The sequence below is a fragment of the Enterovirga rhinocerotis genome (genome assembly GCF_004363955.1).
GTDB lineage: Bacteria > Pseudomonadota > Alphaproteobacteria > Rhizobiales > Beijerinckiaceae > Enterovirga > Enterovirga rhinocerotis.
Genome location: NZ_SNZR01000011.1, coordinates 731,236 through 750,369 on the forward strand (window position 1 = coordinate 731,236; position 19,134 = coordinate 750,369).

The window sequence follows — 19,134 nt, forward strand, 5'->3', positions numbered from 1 at the left end:
ATCGTCGGAAGGCAAGTCAAGCTGCGGCGTCTTGGCCTTTCGGTGGCCCTCGGGCGCAAACAAAGCGCGGCCGGCCTGCTATCGCCAGACGTTCACATCGGCGGCAAGCTCCACGGCCGATGGATCGCGTTCGGTCGTCACGCCCGGTGCGGACACTGCGAGCCGTGCGTCCGGTGTCGATGCCGTCTCGCCCTGCGTGTCCAGAAAGCGCGCCGTCGCTTCGGCAAAGACAGGCCCACGGGAGGTCAGCAGCAGCGTTCCGGTCAGTTCCACGCGGCATGCTTCGACCGGCTCCCCGGTGGTGCAGCGATCGCGGATGATCGCCCAACCCGGCCTTTCGGGGTCCGAGGCGGCCACGATCACGAAGCCGCGGCGCACGCCGTTCTCGCGGACCAGACAGGGCGCCCGCGCCGAGGCCGGCTGCCAGAGCGTGCAGTCTTCGATCGTCACGCGCTTGTTGATCAGATTGGCCCAGCCGCGCAGATAGGCCATGCCCGCGATCGGCTTCGTAGGCGCATCTTGGCTGCCTCCTGCCGATGTCGTGACGACCGAGGGACGCAGGTCGAGCTTCGGGACAGGGCAGGCGCCCCGGCAACGCAGTTCGAGCGGCATGAGGCCGTCATGCGGTGTCTGGGCGGCGAGGCGCGCGCCGATGCCGGAATCGGTCATTTCCGCGCGCGAAAGCAGATAGATGCTCGCGAACGGGGTTTCGAAGGTTCGTCGGCGGATCTCGGGAGAGACCCGCATATCGTCGTAATAGGACTGGAAATCTTGCCTCGTACGCTTCTCGGCCGCAGCAAGGATGCTCGCTGGCACGGGTCGCTTAGGGTTCCAACCGATGATCTTCGGCGGTCCCCAGCGGTGAACGCCGAGACGCACCGCGCCGTAGACGGAGCGATCAAGCGCTTTCGCCTTGGCGTCGTATCCGCCGAAGAAGATGACGCTGCACGCGCTCGCACAATACGAGCCGGAGAGGATCGCCGTTGCGATGCTGTTGCGTTTTACGGATCGTCCGATGGCGAAGGCCTCGGCTGCCACTCCGCCGGGCGATTCCAGCACCAGCAGCGGATGCATGTTGGACTTGATCCGCTTGGCATCGCGCAGAGCCGCCTGAAAGCGCTTGTGGTCGCCTTGCACGATCTGTCCAGTCGCGAAGATGACGGCTCGGGGAGGGCTGGAAAGCGCCTTGGTCTCGAACTCCGCTGCGCCGGCAGCGCAGCTTGCAAGGAGCACGCTCACGCCGGCGAAGCCGGCGCCCCACCATCCGCCCCGCCGACCCTGACGCATTGGGAGATTCCGTCTCGACAAGCCGGCTCGAGGAGCATCCCTCGGACCGCCATGGTCACGGTGTAACGAGACGCGACGACGCGCGGCAAGCGGAAGTTATGCAAAGGCCGGCATCGCGATCCAGGATCGAACGGCGCCCGACGGCCACAGGTTCATGGCAGGGGCCGGAGCTAGCGTCACGCGACGAGCCTGTTTAAGGGTAAGGCAAGGCCAAAAACGGTCGTTTGGGAGGATGCATGAAACGCTGGATGATGGCGGGCGCAATTGCCCTTGGTCTCGCGGCGCCTGCGCGGGCCGAGGTGTCGGAAGTGACCCTCGGGCAGCAATTCGGTCTTTCGTTCCTGCCCATGATGTACATGGAGAACGCCAAGCTCGTCGAAAAGCATGCCAAGGCTTTGGGTCTGCCGGAGCCGAAGGTCGTCTGGGCGAAGCTCGCCGGCCCCTCGAACCTCAATGAGGGACTGATCTCCGGTGCGATCCAGTTCACGGCTCTTGGAACGCCCTCGATCGGGCTGCTGTGGGATCGGACGCGCGGTGACGTGAAGGGCCTCGTCGCCATCTGCTCGTATCCGCTCTATCTCAATACCAAGACGCCGGGTGTGAAGTCGCTCAAGGATTTTGGCCCGAAGGACAAGATCGCCATTCCCTCGGTGAAGGTCTCGACGCAGGCCATCATGCTGCAGATGCAGGCCGAAAAGGAATTCGGACCCGGCGAGCACTTCAAGATCGACGGCAACACTGTTTCCCTGAGCCATCCCGACGCGATGACGGCTCTGCTGAGCAACACCGAAGTCACGGCCCATTTCGCCTCCTCGCCCTTCCATGAGGTCGAGAAGAAGGATCCGCGCATCCATACCGTGATGACCTCCTACGAGATCCTGGGCGGGATGGCGACGGCGGCGACGCTGATCACGAGCGAGCGGTTCAAGAAGGCCAATCCCAAGACCGTACAGGCCGTCGTGAACGCCACGCGGGAGGCGATCGACTATCTGAACGCCGACAAGAGGCGGGCGGCGGAGCTGTATCTCAAGCTTGCCGGGGGGAAGAACACGGTCGAGGAACTCACCGAGATCATTTCGGATCCGAATTGGGCCTACACGCTGACCCCCCAGAAGATCGGCAAGACGATCCAGTTCATGAACAGGCTCGGCACCGTGAGGACGCCGGTCAAGGACTGGAAGGACGTCTTCTTCGCCGAGGCGCACGACCTGCCTGGTGATTGAGCCACGAACGGCACAGGATCGCACCCGGTCCCTGCCTTGCAGGCAGGGACCGGGTGCGCGTTGCGAGTATAGGGAGCCTTCATGCTGAGAATTGGGTGTGGTGCCGGCTTTTCCGCCGATCGTCTTGGGCCTGCCTGCGACTTGGTCGAAAAGGGGCGGCTCGATTTCATCATCTTCGAATGCGTCGGCGAGCGGACCTTGGCCTTCGGCCATCGGGACCGGCGGGCGAACCCGAAGAAGGGTTACAATGCCCAGCTCGAAGCACGCATGAGGAAGATTCTGCCGCTCTGCCGAGCGCACGGCACGCGGCTCGTCACGAATATGGGCGTCGCCAATCCGAAGGCGGCGGCCGAGGCGACGATCGCACTCGCCCGGTCGCTTGGGCTTGCGGGACTGAGGGTCGCCTATATCGAGGGCGACGAGGTGACGGATATCCTCGGCCCCGACACCCCCCTGTGGGAGGGCGGAACGCTGGCCGAGGTCGGATTGCCCCTCGCCGGCGCGAATGCCTATCTCGGGTCCGATGCCCTGTTGCCGGCGCTGGAGGCTGGCGCAGACGTCGTGATCGCCGGCCGGGTCGCTGACCCGGCGCTGGTCGTCGCGCCGCTGCGGCACCACTATGGCTGGACGGAAGACGACTGGGAGAAGCTCGGCGCCGGCACGGTCGCCGGCCATCTCCTCGAATGCGGCATGCAGATCACGGGCGGGTATTTCGCCGATCCCGGCCGCAAGGACGTGCCCCGTCTTGCCCAGTGCGGTTTCCCGATCGCCGAGATCGGCGAAGGTGGCGACTTCGTCATCACGAAGCTGGACGAGGCCGGTGGCATGGTGACGAGCCGCACCGTCAAGGAGCAGCTGCTCTACGAGGTGCACGATCCGTCGTCCTATTTCACGCCCGATGTCGTCGCCGATTTCAGCGGCGTCGCGGTCGAAGAGGTCGGTCCGGACCGCATCCGGCTGTCAGGCGGGACGGGCCGGGAGCGGCCGCGCGACCTCAAGGTGACGGTCGGGTTCGACGGCGGCTACCTCGCAGAGGCGGGGATCAGCTATGCCGGGCCGAACGCGGTCGCGCGAGCGGGCCTCGCCCGCGATGTGCTGGACGAGCGGCTGAGCGACATCCTCGGCAATGACGCGAAACTCAGGCTCGACCTGATCGGCGTGTCGTCCCTGCACGGGACCGCCACCGAGTACCCATCCGATTCGCAGGACATCCGCGTTCGGGCGGCGATGCGTTCGACAGACCGTGAGAAGGCCGAGCAGGTGCTTTGGGAGGTCGAATCTCTGCTCTGCTGCGGCCCCGCCGGAGGCGGAGGATATCGCGGCGCGATCACCCCCTCCGTCGTCACCTATTCCGCCTCGATCGGGCGGGATCGGGTGTCGCCCCGCTTCGAGATCCTGGAGGCCTGATGCCCCGCCTGTATGACATCGCGCACGCACGGGCGGGCGACAAAGGCGACACCTCGAGCGTCGCCGTCTTTGCCTATGATCCGAAGGACTACCCGGCCATCAAGTCCGCTCTCACGCCTGAGCGGGTGAAGGCGGCCTTTCCCGAACTCATCCGCGGGGAGGTCGTGCGCTACGACCTGGACCATCTGCATGCGGTGAACCTCGTCATGCGCTCATCGCTCGAGGGTGGCGTGAACACCTCCCTCAACCTGGATTCGCACGGCAAGTCCTGGAGCTTTCTCATCCTCGGTCTCGAGGTGTGAGACGTTCGTCCTGAACGGGCGGCGCGCTGTCGACCACGAGGCGACAGCGCGCTCAACGGGCCTCGAGCGTCACGCTTTGGCGCTTTGTTCCTTGGCCCGGTTGATACCCTCGACGATGAGGGAGGCTGCCTCTTCGGCATCGCCCCAGCGCAGGATCTTCACCCATTTCCCCGTTTCGAGGTCCTTGTAGTGGGCGAAGAAGTGCTCGATCTGGTGGAGCGTGATCTCCGGCAGATCCTTGTATGAGACGACCTTCTCGTAGCGCCGCGTGAGCTTCGTGCTTGGCACCGCGATGATCTTCTCGTCCTGGCCGCCATCATCCTCCATCAGCAGTACGCCGACGGGCCTGACGTTGATGATCGCGCCGGGAACGATCGCGCGGGTGTTCGCCACGAGGACGTCGCAGGGGTCACCGTCGCCGGACAGCGTATGCGGGATGAAGCCGTAATTTCCAGGGTAGCGCATGGACGTGTAGAGGAAGCGGTCGACGACCAGCGTGCCGGCCTCCTTGTCCATCTCGTACTTGATGGGTTCGCCGCCGATCGGCACCTCGACGACGACGTTGATGTCGTGAGGCGGGTTCTTGCCGATCGGGATCGCGTCGAGACGCATGCTTTTGCTCCGGTTCCGATCGCCCGCTGTAGCGATGCGCCGCGCTTCGAACAAGGCGAGCGAGCTGCATCCTGGGAACCGTTTTCGACCCGACCGCGATCCGACAGCGCTGTGGAAGTGCCTCAGCGGTACAGAAAACAGCTTTTGGACAGCGTCGTGCCGCCGAAGCGCTCGTTGCTCTCGGCGATCAGCCGGCCCCCCATGCTCCGGTAGAATCCGCAGGCCCGATCGTTATCGGACAGGCACCACACGGCAACGCGCTTCGCTCCACGATCGGAGAGATCGTTACGGACGGCATTGAAGAGACGCTTGCCGAAGCCCAGTCCCTGGTATTCCGGCGCGAGGTAGAGTTCGTCGATCTCCCCATCCGCGGGCAGGGACCTGTCGCGGCAGCGACCGTAGGCGACATATCCCGCCACGCGGTCGCCCACGTCGAGGACGACGAGGGGCCGGCCGCGCCCGATGGTCTGGAGCCACCAGCGGGGTCCCCGGCGGCTGATCATGCGCTCGAGCGTGATCGCGGGCAGGATGCCCTGATAGGTCTCCCGCCAGGTGTTGTCGAAGACACCGGAGAGATCGTTCGCGTCCTCCGACCGGGCGCGACGGATGCTGATCGTGATCGCAGTCATGGGCCTGTCCGCACCCTCTCCGACGTGAGACCGTGAACTCGACAATGTCCTCCTGCCCCGAGCAAGTCCAAGGCCAGCCAGGGCGGCTTCCCCAACGAAACACCCAACCCTGTCGCCATTGCGGCACAGCCGCGCCTTGTTGCCCGGTCTGGACGCGGCTGGTAAAGCCGGAGGCCCAGGCGCGAGACTACGACGCCTCACCGTCATCGTCCGGTCAGCGTGCTTAACAGACTCTTAAAGCCAGAAGTGAGATATGCGCGTCGGATGGCGCGCATCGCCCGTTGGGACCGCGAGCTCGGCGGCCCGCTCGATCGCGTGCGGGCGTGGACGAACATGCTGTTCGTCGATCACGGCATCCTGCGGCTGATCTATCCCAATCGAGGGCGGGTCTCGAAGGAGCTGTGGCGCTCCTCCCAGCCCAGCCCCGGCCAGGTCGCCTGGTTCGCGAAGGCCGGCGGCAAGACGATCGTCAACCTGCGCGGCGGGCGCGAGCATGGCTCCTGGCCGCTCGAGCGGGACGCCTGCCGCCGTCACGGCATCGTGCTCAAGGATCTCGTCCTGCGGTCGCGGGAGGCGCCGGATCGCGAGACGCTGCTCGGTCTGAGACGCTTCTTCGAGGACCTCGAATACCCCGCGCTCGTCCACTGCAAGTCGGGCGCCGATCGGGCCGGATTGTTCGCGGCCCTGTTCCGGATCGTCCGAGAGGGAGCCAGCGTCGCGGAGGCCCGGCGCGAGCTCGGCCCGCGCTACGGGCATTTCCGCCACGCCAAGACCGGCATCCTCGACGCGTTCCTCGATACCTATGAGCGGGAGGGAGAGAGCCAGGGGCTCTCCTTCGAGGCCTGGGTCAGGGACGTCTATGATCCCGAGGCGCTGACGCGATCCTTCAGGCCGAGCCTGTGGTCGACCTTGATGGCCGATCGCCTGCTGCGGCGGGAATAGCGGAGCGCGCCATGAGCCTCGCCGATCGCAGCGCCTCGCTTCTTCTTCTGGTGGATTTCCAGGAGCGGCTGATGCCGGCGATCGCGGCGGGAGGGGAGCGGGTCGCGCAGGCTGCTAAGCTCGTCGCCGCCGCCGGATTGCTCGACGTCCCGATCGTGTACACCGAGCACAATCCCACCCGGATCGGGCCGACGGTGCCTGCGCTTGCGCCGCCTGAAGGCGCGCGCGTTGTCGCCAAGATGACCTTCGACGCTTGGGCGACCGATGCGGTCCGGGCGGTCGTTCCGGCGGACCGCGAGATCATCGTCGCAGGTTGCGAGGCGCATGTGTGCGTGCTCCAGACCGTGCTCGGGCTCCTCGCCGACGGGCGTTCGGTGAAGGTCGTCCGGGACGCGGTCGGATCGCGCCGCGAGGACAGTCGCGACGCCGCCATCGCGCGCATGGCCGCGCATGGCGCAGACGTCGTCACCGCCGAGATGGTCGTGTTTGAGTGGCTCCGCAGTGCCGAGCACCCGCGCTTCCGCGAGGCTCTTGCTCTGATCAAGTAGAGCCTCGGGCCAACAGATTATAATTTCTATCGATCACGCCGTCTTTTGGCCACATGCTTGGGGACAAAGGAGCTTCGCCTTGATCCTGTGATCCCAGGACGGACCCGGTTGTCGGGCCGTGCTTCTTGCGTTGGAGGACCGGCATGCCGCGCACGGCATTGCTCATCGGAGCCGCAATCGTCGGGACCCTGACGACATTCTCGGCCTGGACGGGCGGCACGGGTCTCGGAATTGGCCCGGCAGATGCCGCCCAGCACGAGACGCGCAAGAAGACGGGCAGCCGTTGGGCAGCCCGTAAGGCCGTTCGAGGCGCCGCCAGGCGCGGGGGAGGGCATGCGCGGCGCGGCCGGGCCGCCCAGCGGCGATCGCCTTCCGTCGCGTCTCCGCCCTCGGAGCGGAACGTCGCTGCGACCACCGCAGGGGCCACCCTCGCAATCGAGACGGGCACCGTGGCTCCGCCGCCACCGCTCCCGCCGTCCCTCTCCGGACCCGATACCACGACGGGGTCGATCACTAGGTCGGCCGAGACGATCGTGCGGCACGCGTCGGATCTTCCTCCGCCGGATCGGGTGATCGCGACGGCCTCGATCGGTCTCCTCCATCCGACGCCCGGTCTCGACAAGATGCGGACCGGCCTCGAGGAGCGCGCCCGCGCGATCCGCGCCGCGACCCATCCTCTCGCGCTTCCGCTTCCCGAGCCTGCGCCGGCGGCCCGCATGGTAGCGCGGTCGATCACCTTCGATCTCGCCAGGGGAGAGCGCACGATCGTCTTCGAGAATGGCGAGACGATCACGGCACCTTTCGACCGCACGATGGCGTCGGATCTCACGGGCTTCAACGCCGCGCCTCGCTGAGGCCCGTCCCGGGAGGCCTCAGATCGGACGGCCGCCCGCCGCTCGGCGCATCGCGGCGCAGATATCCGTGCTGATCCTGTCCAGATGGCCGCAGGCGTGGGTCAGATACCAGTCGCGCACGACCGGTTGAGACGGGGCGACGACCATCGCGACAAGAACGAAGATGCCAAGAAGCCCGATGAGGGCAAGGATCATGCGCATGGGGCCTGCCGAGTGGCTTCGCTACGTCGGCAATACGAATGCCGAGATCCCATTCCGGTTCCGTCAGCGGCGGGGGAGCGACAGGCCGTCGAGGGCGCCTTGCGGAAGGTGGCTGCCGGACGACGGCCCGCCCGGCGCCGGACCGGCTTCGTTTCGACCCGGCCGGGTGCGCGCGGGGCGCTCCTTCTTCGGGGTCGGCATGGCGACCGGTTTCGCGTCCGGCGCGTCCTCGCAACCTCCGAAGGCGAGGGGGCCGAGGAGAGGACGGCCGTCCTCTGCCACGACGCGGATCGCGGCGGGAGGCTCCCCCGCATCCGCCCATCGAATGGGACCCGACGCCTCGCGTTCGAGCGCCTGGAGCGCTCCACCCTGGCGCAGGTGATGGCTGTCGGGACCCCAGGCACTGGCCCGGCGCCCGTTCACGACGACCTCGAAGACGACGGCCTCGTCGCGCGATAGGGGGCGCAGCGGATTCTCGGGAAGCACCATCGTGCCCTGCCGAAGCACCCAGAGCTTGACCCCCTTGGGGGCAGGATCCGCATAGACGGCGGCCTGGGGAGTGCAGTCCTTCGGGCGAGCCGGGGAGGCAGCCTCGCCCTGGACGGCGGCCGGCGCTCGGCTTGGCTGCGCGGAGGCACTCTGAAGCGGCAGAAGACCGGCGAAAGCGATGGCGAGAAGCCGTGCGTGGCGAAAGCGAAGCATCGTCATGATGCCGATTGAGCGCGCGAGCGTGACGGTTTCGCGGCGAAGCCCTCGCGGGGCGCCCGGTTCCGGGTGGCCGCCTTGATCAACCGGCCCGCACCACGCAGCGAAAACCGACATGGCTCGTCGAGGTGTCGATCGGCTCGGCATGACGGGCTGCCGGCCTGTAGCGTCGGCAGTAATTCGGCGCGCAGAGATGCGATCCGCCCTTGAGCACCTTGCGCGGGATCCGGATGGCCGGCTGGCGCGGATCGTAGCTGTCGCTTTCCGGCCCGCCGCGCGGGTTCTGTGGCACGCAGCACGCCTTCGGCGCGTCGCCAGGATGGCCGGTCGACCAGAAATCCGCGGTCCATTCCCACACGTTGCCGATCATGTCGTGGAGACCGTAGCCGTTCGGCGGGAAGGCTTCGACCGGCGATGTTCGCGCATAGCCGTCGGCCTTCGTGTTCTCGCTCGGGAAATTCCCCTGCCAGGTATTGGCCATGTGGCGCCCGTCCGGGGTGAGTTCGTCGCCCCAGGCGAATTCGGTGTCTTCAAGCCCGCCGCACGCCGCGAATTCCCACTCGGCCTCGGTCGGCAGGCTCTTGCCGGCCCAGGTCGCATAGGCCTCCGCGTCGCGATAGGCCACGTGGACGACGGGATGATCGTCCAGGCCCTTGATCGAAGTTCCGGCGCCGTATGGCTTGCGCCAGTTCGCGCCGAATTTGAACGTCCACCACTGGGACCAGTCGCGCAGATCGACAGGCCGGTTGGGGGGATCGAAGATGAGCGAGCCCGCGCGCAGCATGTGAGGCAGAGCGCCGGGATAATCCTTCGGGTCGGGAGCGATCTCGGCGAAGGTGACATGGCCCGTCGCTTCGACGAAGGCGCGGAACTGGGCGTTGGTGACGGGCGTCCGGTCGATCCAGAAACCGCCGACACTCACCTGATGGCGCGGAGCCTCCTCGGGATAATGGTCGTCCGAGCCCATGCGAAACGTGCCGCCGGGGACGCGGACCATGCCCCGAAGATCCTCGCTTCGTTCGAGGACGGTACCGTCGGCCATCTCGCTTGTCCCTCCTACGCGATCGTTCGCGCGCCGGCCGTGAGCGAGCGGTCGGCCATATCGGCGTCGGGCATGACGAAGGCTGCGGGCCGGCCGGCTCGAACCGGTCTCATCGTTCCGGCGGGAAAACGCTCGTCCAGTCGGACTTCATGTCGACGATGATCCATCCCTTCGCGCGTCCCTCGTCGAGAGCCTTGTCGAGCTTACCGATATGGGACTTGCGATCATAGGCCCATTCCCGCTCGCCATCCGTGTGGTGGAGGATGAGCGCGAGGCGCGGTCCCGTTCCGGCCGCAGTGTATTGCAGCATCTGCAGGTCCCCGTCCGAGTTGCCGAAGGCGAGGATGGGGCGGCGGCCGATGAAGCGGTTGATCCCGACCGGCTTGCCCGGCCCGTCATCGACGAATTCGACCTCCGCCTCCTTGTAGAGCTGCGGCCGGCCATCGGGACTGGTCCGAAGCGTCACCCGTCCGGATGACCCGACGACCTGCTCGGGCGGGATGCCGTAGCGGGATTCGGCGAAGACGCGCATGAACTCGATGCCGCCGCCCGACACGATGAAGGTCTTGAACCCGTTCGCGCGCAGATAGGCCAGAAGTTCGAGCTGGGGCTGGTAGACGAGTTCCGCGTAGGGCCGGTTCTTCTCCGGGTGGCGGGCACTGGCCAGCCAGTCGGAGACGGCCCGGGCGAAATCCTCTGTCGTCATCCCGGCATGGGTGGCGGCGAGGATGTCGAGGAGCCCCTTCTCGCCCGATGCCACCAAGCCGTCGATGCTGCCGGCGACGACGGAGCGGTACGGCTCCTTGTCGGCCCAGTCCGGCCGGGAGGGCGCGAGCCGCTTGATCTCGTCGAGCGCGAAAGCGAGCTGGAAATAGATCGGGCGCTCGGCCCAGAGCGTGCCGTCGTTGTCGAAGGTCGCGATACGCTCCGGCGGTGGCACGAAATCCGGGCCGCCTTCCTGCGTGACGCGCCGGACGAAATCGAGGATGGCGGACTTCGCCCGACCGTCGGTCCACGAGGGCAGCGGGTCGGTCGGTTGCTGGGCCTGCGCGGCGGCGCAGACGCACAGCAAGAGAGCGAGCACCATCCCGGCGAAGCGCGCGTGGATCGATCTCATCGACATCATTTCATCCGCAACAGCACCGTGCGCTCAGTAGCGAGCGCTGACGACCTGCGGCGCCTTCGGAGCCTGCGGCACCCAGAGCGGCAGCGAGATCTGCAGCCAGCCGATCGTTCCCCGAGCCCGGTTCACGACATCGACCTCCCGCAGAACCTTCACGCGCGTCGTCACCGGCACCTGGCCGAGAGGGAACGTATAGGAGATGGTCCCGCCGACGGCCGTCGTGCGTCCCTTGAAGGAGCCGACCCGCGCGCCGGATCCGCTATCGCCGGTGAGCTGCTGGTAATGCGAGACGATCGCTCCGACCGAGAGTTCCTTCGTCAGGTTCTTCGTAATGGCCCCGTCGATGTGGAACTCGTTGCCCGTCCGGTAATCCGTCGCCGGATTCATGCCGTTGACGGTGAAGCCCGCGACCGTCGAGAGATCCCAACCCGTGGACGGGTCGAAATAAGTCAGGCCGGCGCTGAAGTCGCCGACCCAGCGATTGAGCGCGAGGTTCGACAACTGGCCCGGCTGATAGGCGCCCGCGGGAATGCTGACGGCTGCCGCGACCTTCCAGTGCCAATTGCCTGAATGCCAGCCGATCATGCTCGTGAAGACCGGGTCGCCGATGTTCAGGATCGAGTCCCGTGCGCTCACGGCGATCGGACGTCCCACCACCTGATTGATCAGAGGACCGTTGAGGATCCCACCGGCACTGACGGTCGGCTGTCCGAAGGGGAGGGTGGCCGATACGGCGAAGTTGCCGCCCAAGACCTCAAGAGGTGTCACCCAGATGCCGGTCGCGAAGTTCGCCCAGATATCGGCCTTGACGTCGATCGCGACGTTGCCGCCGATCAAGGTCTGCCGTCCGCCCCTTAGGCTCCCGTCATAGAAGTAGGTCGAGTTGTCGAAATAGACGCCTTCCGGCGGCAGGAAGCCGGCCATCGGGCCATTGATCCCCGGCAGATAGAAACTCGCGCCACCCTCCGCGGCCATAGCGGCCGTCGACAGCCCGACTGACACGCCAGCGGCCAAGGCGACATGGCGCAAAACGCTGTTGCGCCGCTTCTGCGTCGACATCTTCTCACCCCCTCGTGCTCTTCGGCACGCCCGTCCGGCTGAGGAGTCGCATCTGTCCTGTACGAATGGAAACGAAAAAGGCGCCGCGGCCGATCGATCTTCGCGATCGTTCCCTTTTTGCATCGCTCGACGCGGCCGCTTCTCGACGTCCGCCAGCCGGACGGATGCTCCACGTTCTGTGCGTCTACGATCCGGCCGGTGTCGTGGCAGGGTGGCTGCCGATGATCCTGGCGGATGCCGCGCCGAGGCGTGACGCGACCTCCGAGGGGGCGATGTCGCGAGGCAGGGCGACCAGACCATTATCGGCTTGCCGCGAGAGGACGGTGCCGCCGAGCTCGGCGAGTGCGCTCGAATCGTTCGCGAGTCCCCGGACGGAATAGAGTGCGACGGAACTCAGTCCCTCCCCGGAGAACGATGTCGCGATTACCAGCACCGGGTGGGCGGCAGGATGGTTCGGGCGGTCGACGAAGGGCAGATGGGCGATCGCCTTCGGCGCGTTCTCCTCCTCGAGGCGCTGCCACCAGGGCTTCACGGACACGCCGGAGATCGGAACGAGCCCGAGATCGCCTCGCGACGAGGCAACCGCATCGATCACGGCATCCGGCCCATGATGCGTCGAAAGGGGGACGAGGAAGCCGAAATGGAAGCGGGCGCTGTCACGGATCGCGGTCGCGTCGCCCGAGACGTCGGCATGGACGGCGAACGGGGCCTGCAGATGGGTGAAAGTCGAGATGATGATGCGCCAGATGCCTTCGACGGCGTCGAATGGCAGACCTCCGCCGTGGCGCTCGGCCAGGATCCGCATCATCGACGCCTCTCGTTCGGGACGAAAGGCGGAACCCGTCGAGGTTGTCCCGCCCTTGACGGCGATCAGCCGATCGATGATGCGACCGCGCTCCATCAGGAGCTGGTGCATGGATGCGTCGATCCGGTCGATGTCCCGGCGCAGCTCTCCCAAAGCCGCTTCCTGGTCCAGACCTGCCATCCACCCGCTCCCCTTAACGCTCATCGGCCTTTATGGGTGTGGCAAGGCGATGCCAAGCCGGCCGCGGCGATTGAGCCGATCGGTTCATCGAACGATTCGTTGACTTTTCCGAACGATTGGCGGCAAACAGGGCGATCATGAGCGAGCATGCGTTGCGGAGCGTCGTGTCGATCCATCGCTCCGAAGCAGACGATCCGACCAGTCCCGTCCAGCGTTTCGGCCCGGATGAGCCGCTGATGCTGGATGCGGGGGTTGCGCTCGCGCCCTGGCAGATCGCCTATCAGACCTACGGGACGCTCAACGAGGATCGGTCGAATGCGATCCTGGTGTGTCACGCCCTGACGGGCGATCAGCACGTGGCCAACCGCCATCCCGTGACCGGCAAGCCCGGCTGGTGGGAGACCCTGATCGGTCCCGGCCGGCCGATCGATACGGGCCGCTACTTCGTCATCTGTGCCAACGTGATCGGCGGCTGCCTCGGCACGACGGGGCCGGCCTCGACGCGGCAGGATACGGGCGGTCCCTGGGCGCTCGACTTTCCGCTCGTCACCATCCGCGACATGGTCCGCGCGCAGGCGATGCTGGTCGACCGGCTCGGCATCCCGAACCTGTTCTGTGTCGTCGGCGGCTCGATGGGCGGCATGCAGGTGCTGCAGTGGGCGGTCAGCTACCCCGAGAGGGTCTTCGCGGCGCTTCCCATCGCGACCGGCGCTCGTCACTCCGCGCAGAACATCGCGTTTCACGAGGTCGGCCGCCAGGCGATCATGGCCGACCCCGACTGGCGGCGCGGGCGCTATCTCGACGAGGGGGTGAGGCCGGGCAAGGGCCTCGCCGTCGCCCGGATGGGCGCGCATATCACCTATCTTTCCGAGAGCGCGCTGCACCGGAAGTTCGGCCGCTCGCTCCAGAACCGCGCGGCCCCGACCTTCAGCTTCGACGCCGATTTCCAGATCGAGAGCTACCTGCGCCACCAGGGATCGAGTTTCGTCGAGCGCTTCGATCCGAACTCGTATCTCTACGTGACGCGGGCGATGGATTATTTCGACATCGCTGCCGATTACGACGGCCAGCTCGCGCGGGCCTTCCGTGGCTCGCCGACCCGCTTCCTCGTCATGTCGTTCACGTCGGACTGGCTGTTTCCGACGCGGGATTCGCGCGCGATCGTGCATGCGCTCAATGCCGGCGGCGCGCAGGTCGGGTTCGTCGAGATCGAGACCGACAAGGGCCACGACGCGTTCCTGCTGGACGAGCCGGAGATGTTCGCGGCGGCGCGGGGCTTCCTCGACGCGGCTGCTGTTGCGCGGGGAATCGCATGAGCCCGGCGCGGAAAACCGACGTCGCCCGCGCCGCCACGCTGGCCGGCGACCGCGCCCGGGCGCAAAGCGTCTTCTCGCCGCCGCCGCTCGAGGACGCGCGCAAGGACCACCTGCTCGTCGCGGGCATGGTCGAGCCCGGCTCGCGCGTGCTGGACGTCGGCTGCGGGGACGGATTGCTGCTCGCTCTCCTGCGTGAGCACCGAGGGGTGGACGGGCGCGGCATCGAGTTGTCGCGCGAGGGCGTGAGCCACGCGCTGGCACGCGGCCTCGCCGTGATCCAGGGCGATGCCGACACCGATCTCGCCGACTATCCCGACGATTCCTTCGACTACGTCATCCTGTCCCAGACCATCCAGGCGACCCGCCAGCCCCGCGTCGTCCTAGAGCACATGCTTCGGATCGGGCGCCGCGCGATCGTGTCGTTCCCGAATTTCGGTCATTGGCGCGTGCGCTGGGAGATCGGGGTTCGCGGCCGCATGCCTGTGACCGACAACCTGCCCCAATCCTGGTACGACACGCCGAATATCCACTTCTGCACGATGCGGGACTTCGTCCAGCTGTGCCGGGAACTCGGCGCGACCATCGAGCAGGCGCATGCCCTGGACGCCTGGGGGCGGCCCGTCCGGTTCAACCTCCCCTGGTGGTTCTGGAACATGTTCGGCCAGCAGGGCGTGTTCCTGCTGCGCAGGCGGGACGTCGGGTAGGTCAGGCCCGCCTGAGGGGCGTGTGACGCCCGTTCAGGCCTCCGACATCGGGTGAAGGTCGCGCACGATCCCCTTCAGACGCTCGTCGAGGACGTGGGTGTAGATCTGGGTCGTCGCGATGTCGGCATGGCCGAGCAGTTCCTGGACGACGCGCAGATCGGCTCCGTTCTGAAGCAGGTGGCTGGCGAAGGCGTGGCGGAGCACGTGCGGGCTGACGCGGTCCGCCCGGAGGCCGGCCATGGCGGCGATTGTCTTCAGGTCGCGGGCGAAGGCCTGGCGGGTCAGGTGGCCGGCCTCGGATTCGGCCGGAAACAGCCAGGGGCCGGGCGCCGCGCCGAGATGCTCCAGCCAGAGCCGGCAGCTCTCCATCGCGGCCGCTCCGAGCGGCACGAGCCTCTCCTTTCGGCCCTTGCCACGCACGATCATGAACGCCTCGCGCGATCGGGCGGCCGAGCGCGGCAGCGAGACCAGTTCGGAGACGCGAAGCCCCGTCGCGTAGAGGAGTTCGAGCAGGCAGTGCATCCGCACCGCCCGGCTCCTCTCGGCGGGCGAGGCGTCCTCGCGTTCCGCCGCTTCGCGTGCGACCCGCAGAAGGCGGTCGACCTCGTCGGTCGACATCACCTTCGGCAGACCCTGCTCCCGCTTCGGGCCCTTGCTGGACGCGGTCGGCTCGCTCGCCGCGTGGCCTTCAGTATAGAGGAACTTGTGGAATTGACGGACGGCCGAGAGGCGCCGCGCGGCGGACGATGCCTTCAGGCCCCGCTCGTCGAGGCTCGCGAGAAAGCCCCTGATCGTGGCCGGAGTAGCCGTCGCAGCCCGCTCTCCCCTCTCCGCGAGATAGCTCAGATAGTCGGCGAGATCGCGCGCATAGGCGTCGAGCGTGTTGCGTGCGGCGCCGCGTTCGGCCGCCTGCATGTCGAGGAACAGGTCGGCGAGACGGGCATCCGAGACGGTCATCGAGACCTCGATCCTCCTGGCAGCGTCTTTCGCGGCCGACGCGGCATGATAGAGGAGGAGGATGGATAACAATCCCCCAACGGTGCCGGCCCGTCCGGGCGACGATGACGGCCGGGCGGCGCTGCTCGACCGGCTCGGCTCGCGCTCGATCGTGCTCGTCGGGCTGATGGGGGCCGGCAAGACGACGATCGGAAAGCGGCTCGCCTCCCGTCTCGGCCTGCCGTTCCGGGACGCCGATCACGAGATCGAGCGATCCGCGGGAATGCCGATCGCCGACATCTTCACCATCTACGGCGAGGCCGCCTTCCGCGATGGCGAGCGGCGCGTGATCGCGCGGATGCTCGAGGACGAGCGCATGGTTCTCGCGACGGGCGGCGGCGCCTACATGAACGAGGATACGCGCGGGCGCATTCGCGATCGGGGCGTGTCCGTCTGGCTGCGGGCGGATCACGACACCCTGATGCGCCGCGTCCGCCGCCGCGGGAACCGCCCCCTCCTGCGCAATCCCGACCCGGACGGGACGATGCGGCGGCTCATGGCCGAGCGCTATCCCGTCTATGGGCTCGCCGACGTGACCGTGCAGTCGATCGACGCCTCGCACGACCAGGTCACGCAGGATGTCCTCGACACCCTCACCCTTCACCTGACTTCGGAGCCGTTGCGTGATCCCGGTTGATGTCCACAGTCCGGCAAGTTCGCCGACCGTCGTGCATGTCCCGCTCGGAGAGCGGGCCTACGACATCCTGATCGGACGGGGCGCTCTTGCGGCGAGCACGGAACGGATCGCGGCTCTCGGCGCCCGTTCGGCCATGATCGTCAGCGACGGCCATGTTCTTCCGCGTCACGGCGAAGCTCTCGAGGCCGTCCTCGCGCAGGCGGGGCTTCGGGTCGCGACCATCACCGTGCCGCCGGGCGAGGGCTCGAAGAACTATGCCGAACTCGAGCGCGTCTCGAACGCGCTGCTCGATGCGAAGATCGAGCGCCGCGACCTCGTCGTCGCGCTCGGCGGGGGAGTAGTCGGCGATCTCGCCGGCTTCGCGGCGGCGATCCTGCGCCGCGGCGTGCGGTTCGTTCAGGTGCCGACCTCGCTCCTGGCGCAGGTGGATTCCTCCGTCGGGGGCAAGACGGGGATCAACGCGCCTGCGGGCAAGAACCTCATCGGCGCCTTCCATCAGCCGGCCCTCGTCGTCGCGGACACGGCCCTGCTCGACACCCTGCCGGAGCGGGAGTTGCGGGCGGGCTATGCCGAGATCGTGAAATACGGACTCATCGACGACCGCGCCTTCTTCGAATGGTGCGAGGCGAACGCGGCCCGTGTCTTCGCGGGCGGCCCCGAGCGGGATCACGCGGTCGCCGTAAGCTGCCGCGCCAAGGCCGCGGTCGTCGTCGAGGACGAGCGCGAGGAGGGCCGGCGCCAGTTGCTCAATCTCGGCCATACCTTCGCCCATGCGCTGGAGCGGATCGTCGCCTATGACGGCGCGCGTCTCGTCCACGGCGAGGCGGTCGCGATCGGGCTCGTGCTCGCGTATCGCTTCTCGGCGCAGCTCGGGCTCTGCCCCGGTCAGGATGCGGAGCGCGTCCGGCGGCATGTCGCGGGGCTCGGGCTGCCGTCGAGCCTCGCCGAGGTTCCCGGCGGCTTCGGCTCGCCCGAGGCGATCCTCGATGCCATGGCGCAGGACAAGAAGGTCAAGGCCGGCCGGCTTACCTTCATCCTCGCGCGGGGGATCGGGGAGAGTTTCGTGCAGGACGATGTCGCGGCCGACGACGTTCTCGCATTCCTGCGCCAGGCCGCGGCCGAAGCCGTCCCAGCCTGATGCCGCCGGATATCTGGCAGACGGCCTGGCAGACCTGGGCGCCCTGGCAGATCGCGGCTCTCGTCTGCGGCCTGCTCGCCGCTGCGGCTCTTCTATCCGCGATCCGTCTCACCCTCGCTCGTGCCTCTCGCCCGGATCCTGAGTCTTCCGAGGGGCAGACGGGTGTCCGCCGCGCGCTTCCTCTGCGCGCGCGTGTGCTGGGGGCGCTCTTCGTCGGCAACATCCTGCTCAATACAGCTGCGGCGGTGATTGCCGCGACGGCGCTCATCGCGATCCTGAGCGAGCAGGGATTCGCGAGCGCGGCCGGCGTCGCGATCGGCGTCGTCAGCCTCGCCGCGGTCCTGGCCGAAGCACTCGCGCGCCTCGCCGCGCGGGCCGGATGCGTCGAGAGGGTCTTCGGCCTCGTCGGCCTGCGGCTCGAGAACTATGCCCAGAAGCTGTCCTTCCGGGAGGAGATCCGCGGGCGGCTCGACCTCCTCGATCAGGACGGCGATGTCCCCAACACCGAGCGCCAGATGCTCGGCGGGCTGCTCGATCTCGGCGAGATGACGGTCTTCGACGTCATGATCCACCGCACCAAGATGCGGACCATCGATGCGGAACTCCCCGTGCAGGAAGTGGTGCGAGAGGTCCTGGCCTCGCCCTATACGCGGCTTCCGGTCTTCAGGGGGACGCCGGACAACATCATCGGCGTCCTGCACGCCAAGGACCTGTTTCGCGCCATCGAGGGCAGGCGCGAGCGGGCGCGGATCGACATCGAGGCCGTCGCGAGCCCACCGTGGTTCGTGCCCGACACGACAAGCCTGCGCGACCAGCTCTCGGCCTTCCTCGCCAAGAAGCAGCATTTCGCGCTCGTCGTCGACGAATACGGGGACCTGATGGGCCTCGTGACGCTCGAGGACATCCTCGAGGAGATCGTCGGCGAGATCGGCGACGAGCATGACGTGGCTGCCCGCGGCGTGCGTCCCCAGGCCGACGGCTCCCTGCTCGTCGACGGCTCGGTCCCGGTTCGCGATCTCAATCGGATGATGGGGTGGGCGCTGCCGGACGAGGAGGCGACGACGGTCGCCGGCCTCGTCATCCACGAGGCTCAGGCCATTCCCGAGGCGGGGCAGGCCTTCACCTTCCACGGCTTCCGATTCGAAGTGCTTCGCCGGATGCGGAACCGCATCGTCGCCTTGAGGGTGTCCCGGCTTCCGGCGTCCGATCCGGTAGAGCCCGTCACACGACCCCGAGCAGCCTGATCAGGGACAGGATGCCCAGGATGACGACGATCAGCCGGGCGATCTGCTTGAGGCGTCCTTCAACCGGCAGGCGATCGATCAGATAGAGGATCAGGACGACGATCAGCACCGTGACGAGGGCGCTGATCAAGATGCTGCTGGTCATGAAACTCTCCTGGACGGACGTGTCCAACGCGGGAG

At 67.3% G+C, this 19,134-nt stretch carries 22 protein-coding genes; 11 read left to right on the forward strand and 11 right to left on the reverse strand.

Annotation, left to right across the window (positions count from 1 at the left end; translation table 11 throughout):
• Positions 1 to 78: 78 nt before the first annotated feature.
• Positions 79 to 1,239: a COG3904 family protein gene (locus tag EV668_RS03990; RefSeq protein WP_133768538.1), complete on the reverse strand. Its 1,161-nt coding sequence runs from the start codon at positions 1,237 to 1,239 to the stop codon at positions 79 to 81.
• Between the two features lie 284 nt (positions 1,240 to 1,523).
• Here EV668_RS03990 and EV668_RS03995 point away from each other — a divergent pair, with 284 nt between their 5' ends.
• From EV668_RS03995 to EV668_RS04005, 3 genes are all read left to right on the forward strand, one after another.
• Positions 1,524 to 2,510 (forward strand): ABC transporter substrate-binding protein, encoded by a 987-nt coding sequence (locus EV668_RS03995; RefSeq protein ID WP_133768539.1) that lies wholly within the window; start codon positions 1,524 to 1,526, stop codon positions 2,508 to 2,510.
• A gap of 81 nt (positions 2,511 to 2,591) precedes the next feature.
• On the forward strand, positions 2,592 to 3,917 hold the full coding sequence (locus EV668_RS04000) for an acyclic terpene utilization AtuA family protein (protein WP_133768540.1): 1,326 nt from the start codon (positions 2,592 to 2,594) through the stop codon (positions 3,915 to 3,917).
• Entirely contained in the window at positions 3,917 to 4,219 is a 303-nt protein-coding gene (locus EV668_RS04005) for an AtuA-related protein (RefSeq protein ID WP_133768541.1), read from the forward strand. Before EV668_RS04000 ends, EV668_RS04005 begins: the two co-directional genes overlap by 1 nt.
• Positions 4,220 to 4,288: 69 nt before the next feature.
• Here EV668_RS04005 and ppa read toward each other — a convergent pair whose 3' ends face one another.
• Complete coding sequence (gene ppa, locus EV668_RS04010) at positions 4,289 to 4,831, reverse strand: inorganic diphosphatase (RefSeq protein ID WP_133768542.1); 543 nt, start codon at positions 4,829 to 4,831, stop codon at positions 4,289 to 4,291.
• Between the two features lie 122 nt (positions 4,832 to 4,953).
• Positions 4,954 to 5,460: a GNAT family N-acetyltransferase gene (locus EV668_RS04015; RefSeq protein ID WP_133768543.1), complete on the reverse strand. Its 507-nt coding sequence runs from the start codon at positions 5,458 to 5,460 to the stop codon at positions 4,954 to 4,956.
• 219 nt (positions 5,461 to 5,679) lie between these two features.
• Here EV668_RS04015 and EV668_RS04020 point away from each other — a divergent pair, with 219 nt between their 5' ends.
• From EV668_RS04020 to EV668_RS04030, 3 genes are all read left to right on the forward strand, one after another.
• The gene (locus EV668_RS04020) at positions 5,680 to 6,402 is read left to right on the forward strand and encodes a protein tyrosine phosphatase family protein (protein ID WP_133768544.1); all 723 of its coding nucleotides are present in this window, start codon (positions 5,680 to 5,682) and stop codon (positions 6,400 to 6,402) included.
• Positions 6,403 to 6,413: 11 nt separating this feature from the next.
• Positions 6,414 to 6,950, forward strand: coding sequence for an isochorismatase family protein (locus EV668_RS04025; RefSeq protein ID WP_133768545.1), 537 nt, complete (start codon positions 6,414 to 6,416; stop codon positions 6,948 to 6,950).
• Positions 6,951 to 7,483: 533 nt separating this feature from the next.
• Positions 7,484 to 7,804 carry a hypothetical protein gene (locus EV668_RS04030; protein WP_133768546.1) on the forward strand — a complete coding sequence of 107 codons (321 nt, stop codon included), beginning with the start codon at positions 7,484 to 7,486 and terminating at the stop codon, positions 7,802 to 7,804.
• 18 nt (positions 7,805 to 7,822) lie between these two features.
• On the opposite strand, the gene EV668_RS04035 is transcribed toward EV668_RS04030, so the two are convergent.
• The 6 genes from EV668_RS04035 to EV668_RS04060 form a co-directional block, all read right to left on the reverse strand.
• Positions 7,823 to 8,005: a hypothetical protein gene (locus EV668_RS04035; RefSeq protein WP_133768547.1), complete on the reverse strand. Its 183-nt coding sequence runs from the start codon at positions 8,003 to 8,005 to the stop codon at positions 7,823 to 7,825.
• A gap of 63 nt (positions 8,006 to 8,068) precedes the next feature.
• Positions 8,069 to 8,713: a hypothetical protein gene (locus EV668_RS04040; RefSeq protein ID WP_133768548.1), complete on the reverse strand. Its 645-nt coding sequence runs from the start codon at positions 8,711 to 8,713 to the stop codon at positions 8,069 to 8,071.
• 79 nt (positions 8,714 to 8,792) lie between these two features.
• Positions 8,793 to 9,752 carry a formylglycine-generating enzyme family protein gene (locus EV668_RS04045; protein WP_133768549.1) on the reverse strand — a complete coding sequence of 320 codons (960 nt, stop codon included), beginning with the start codon at positions 9,750 to 9,752 and terminating at the stop codon, positions 8,793 to 8,795.
• A gap of 109 nt (positions 9,753 to 9,861) precedes the next feature.
• Positions 9,862 to 10,878: an HAD family hydrolase gene (locus EV668_RS04050; protein WP_425359580.1), complete on the reverse strand. Its 1,017-nt coding sequence runs from the start codon at positions 10,876 to 10,878 to the stop codon at positions 9,862 to 9,864.
• A 24-nt stretch (positions 10,879 to 10,902) separates the two neighbouring features.
• Positions 10,903 to 11,850: a SphA family protein gene (locus EV668_RS04055; RefSeq protein WP_245512827.1), complete on the reverse strand. Its 948-nt coding sequence runs from the start codon at positions 11,848 to 11,850 to the stop codon at positions 10,903 to 10,905.
• A gap of 268 nt (positions 11,851 to 12,118) precedes the next feature.
• A complete protein-coding gene (locus tag EV668_RS04060) occupies positions 12,119 to 12,919 on the reverse strand; it encodes a chorismate mutase (protein WP_133768551.1) in 801 nt (266 codons plus the stop codon).
• 137 nt (positions 12,920 to 13,056) lie between these two features.
• On the opposite strand from EV668_RS04060, the gene metX reads away from it, so the two are divergent.
• Entirely contained in the window at positions 13,057 to 14,235 is a 1,179-nt protein-coding gene (gene metX / locus EV668_RS04065; RefSeq protein ID WP_133768552.1) for a homoserine O-acetyltransferase MetX, read from the forward strand.
• Complete coding sequence (gene metW, locus EV668_RS04070) at positions 14,232 to 14,939, forward strand: methionine biosynthesis protein MetW (RefSeq protein ID WP_133768553.1); 708 nt, start codon at positions 14,232 to 14,234, stop codon at positions 14,937 to 14,939. Before metX ends, metW begins: the two co-directional genes overlap by 4 nt.
• Before the next feature lie 33 nt (positions 14,940 to 14,972).
• Here metW and EV668_RS04075 read toward each other — a convergent pair whose 3' ends face one another.
• A complete protein-coding gene (locus EV668_RS04075) occupies positions 14,973 to 15,896 on the reverse strand; it encodes a site-specific tyrosine recombinase XerD (protein ID WP_133768554.1) in 924 nt (307 codons plus the stop codon).
• Between the two features lie 61 nt (positions 15,897 to 15,957).
• Here EV668_RS04075 and EV668_RS24650 point away from each other — a divergent pair, with 61 nt between their 5' ends.
• The 3 genes from EV668_RS24650 to EV668_RS04085 are packed head-to-tail and all read left to right on the forward strand — an operon-like array spanning position 15,958 to position 18,954.
• Positions 15,958 to 16,572, forward strand: a complete 615-nt coding sequence (locus EV668_RS24650) for a shikimate kinase (protein ID WP_166652328.1) — start codon at positions 15,958 to 15,960, stop codon at positions 16,570 to 16,572.
• Positions 16,559 to 17,710 (forward strand): 3-dehydroquinate synthase, encoded by a 1,152-nt coding sequence (aroB, locus tag EV668_RS04080; RefSeq protein WP_245512829.1) that lies wholly within the window; start codon positions 16,559 to 16,561, stop codon positions 17,708 to 17,710. Before EV668_RS24650 ends, aroB begins: the two co-directional genes overlap by 14 nt.
• Positions 17,710 to 18,954, forward strand: a complete 1,245-nt coding sequence (locus tag EV668_RS04085; RefSeq protein ID WP_133768555.1) for an HlyC/CorC family transporter — start codon at positions 17,710 to 17,712, stop codon at positions 18,952 to 18,954. Before aroB ends, EV668_RS04085 begins: the two co-directional genes overlap by 1 nt.
• Here the strand turns inward: EV668_RS04085 and EV668_RS24655 are convergent.
• Positions 18,932 to 19,099 carry a Thivi_2564 family membrane protein gene (locus EV668_RS24655; RefSeq protein WP_166652329.1) on the reverse strand — a complete coding sequence of 56 codons (168 nt, stop codon included), beginning with the start codon at positions 19,097 to 19,099 and terminating at the stop codon, positions 18,932 to 18,934. The two genes, EV668_RS04085 and EV668_RS24655, sit on opposite strands and share 23 nt — an antisense overlap.
• Positions 19,100 to 19,134 lie beyond the last annotated feature (35 nt).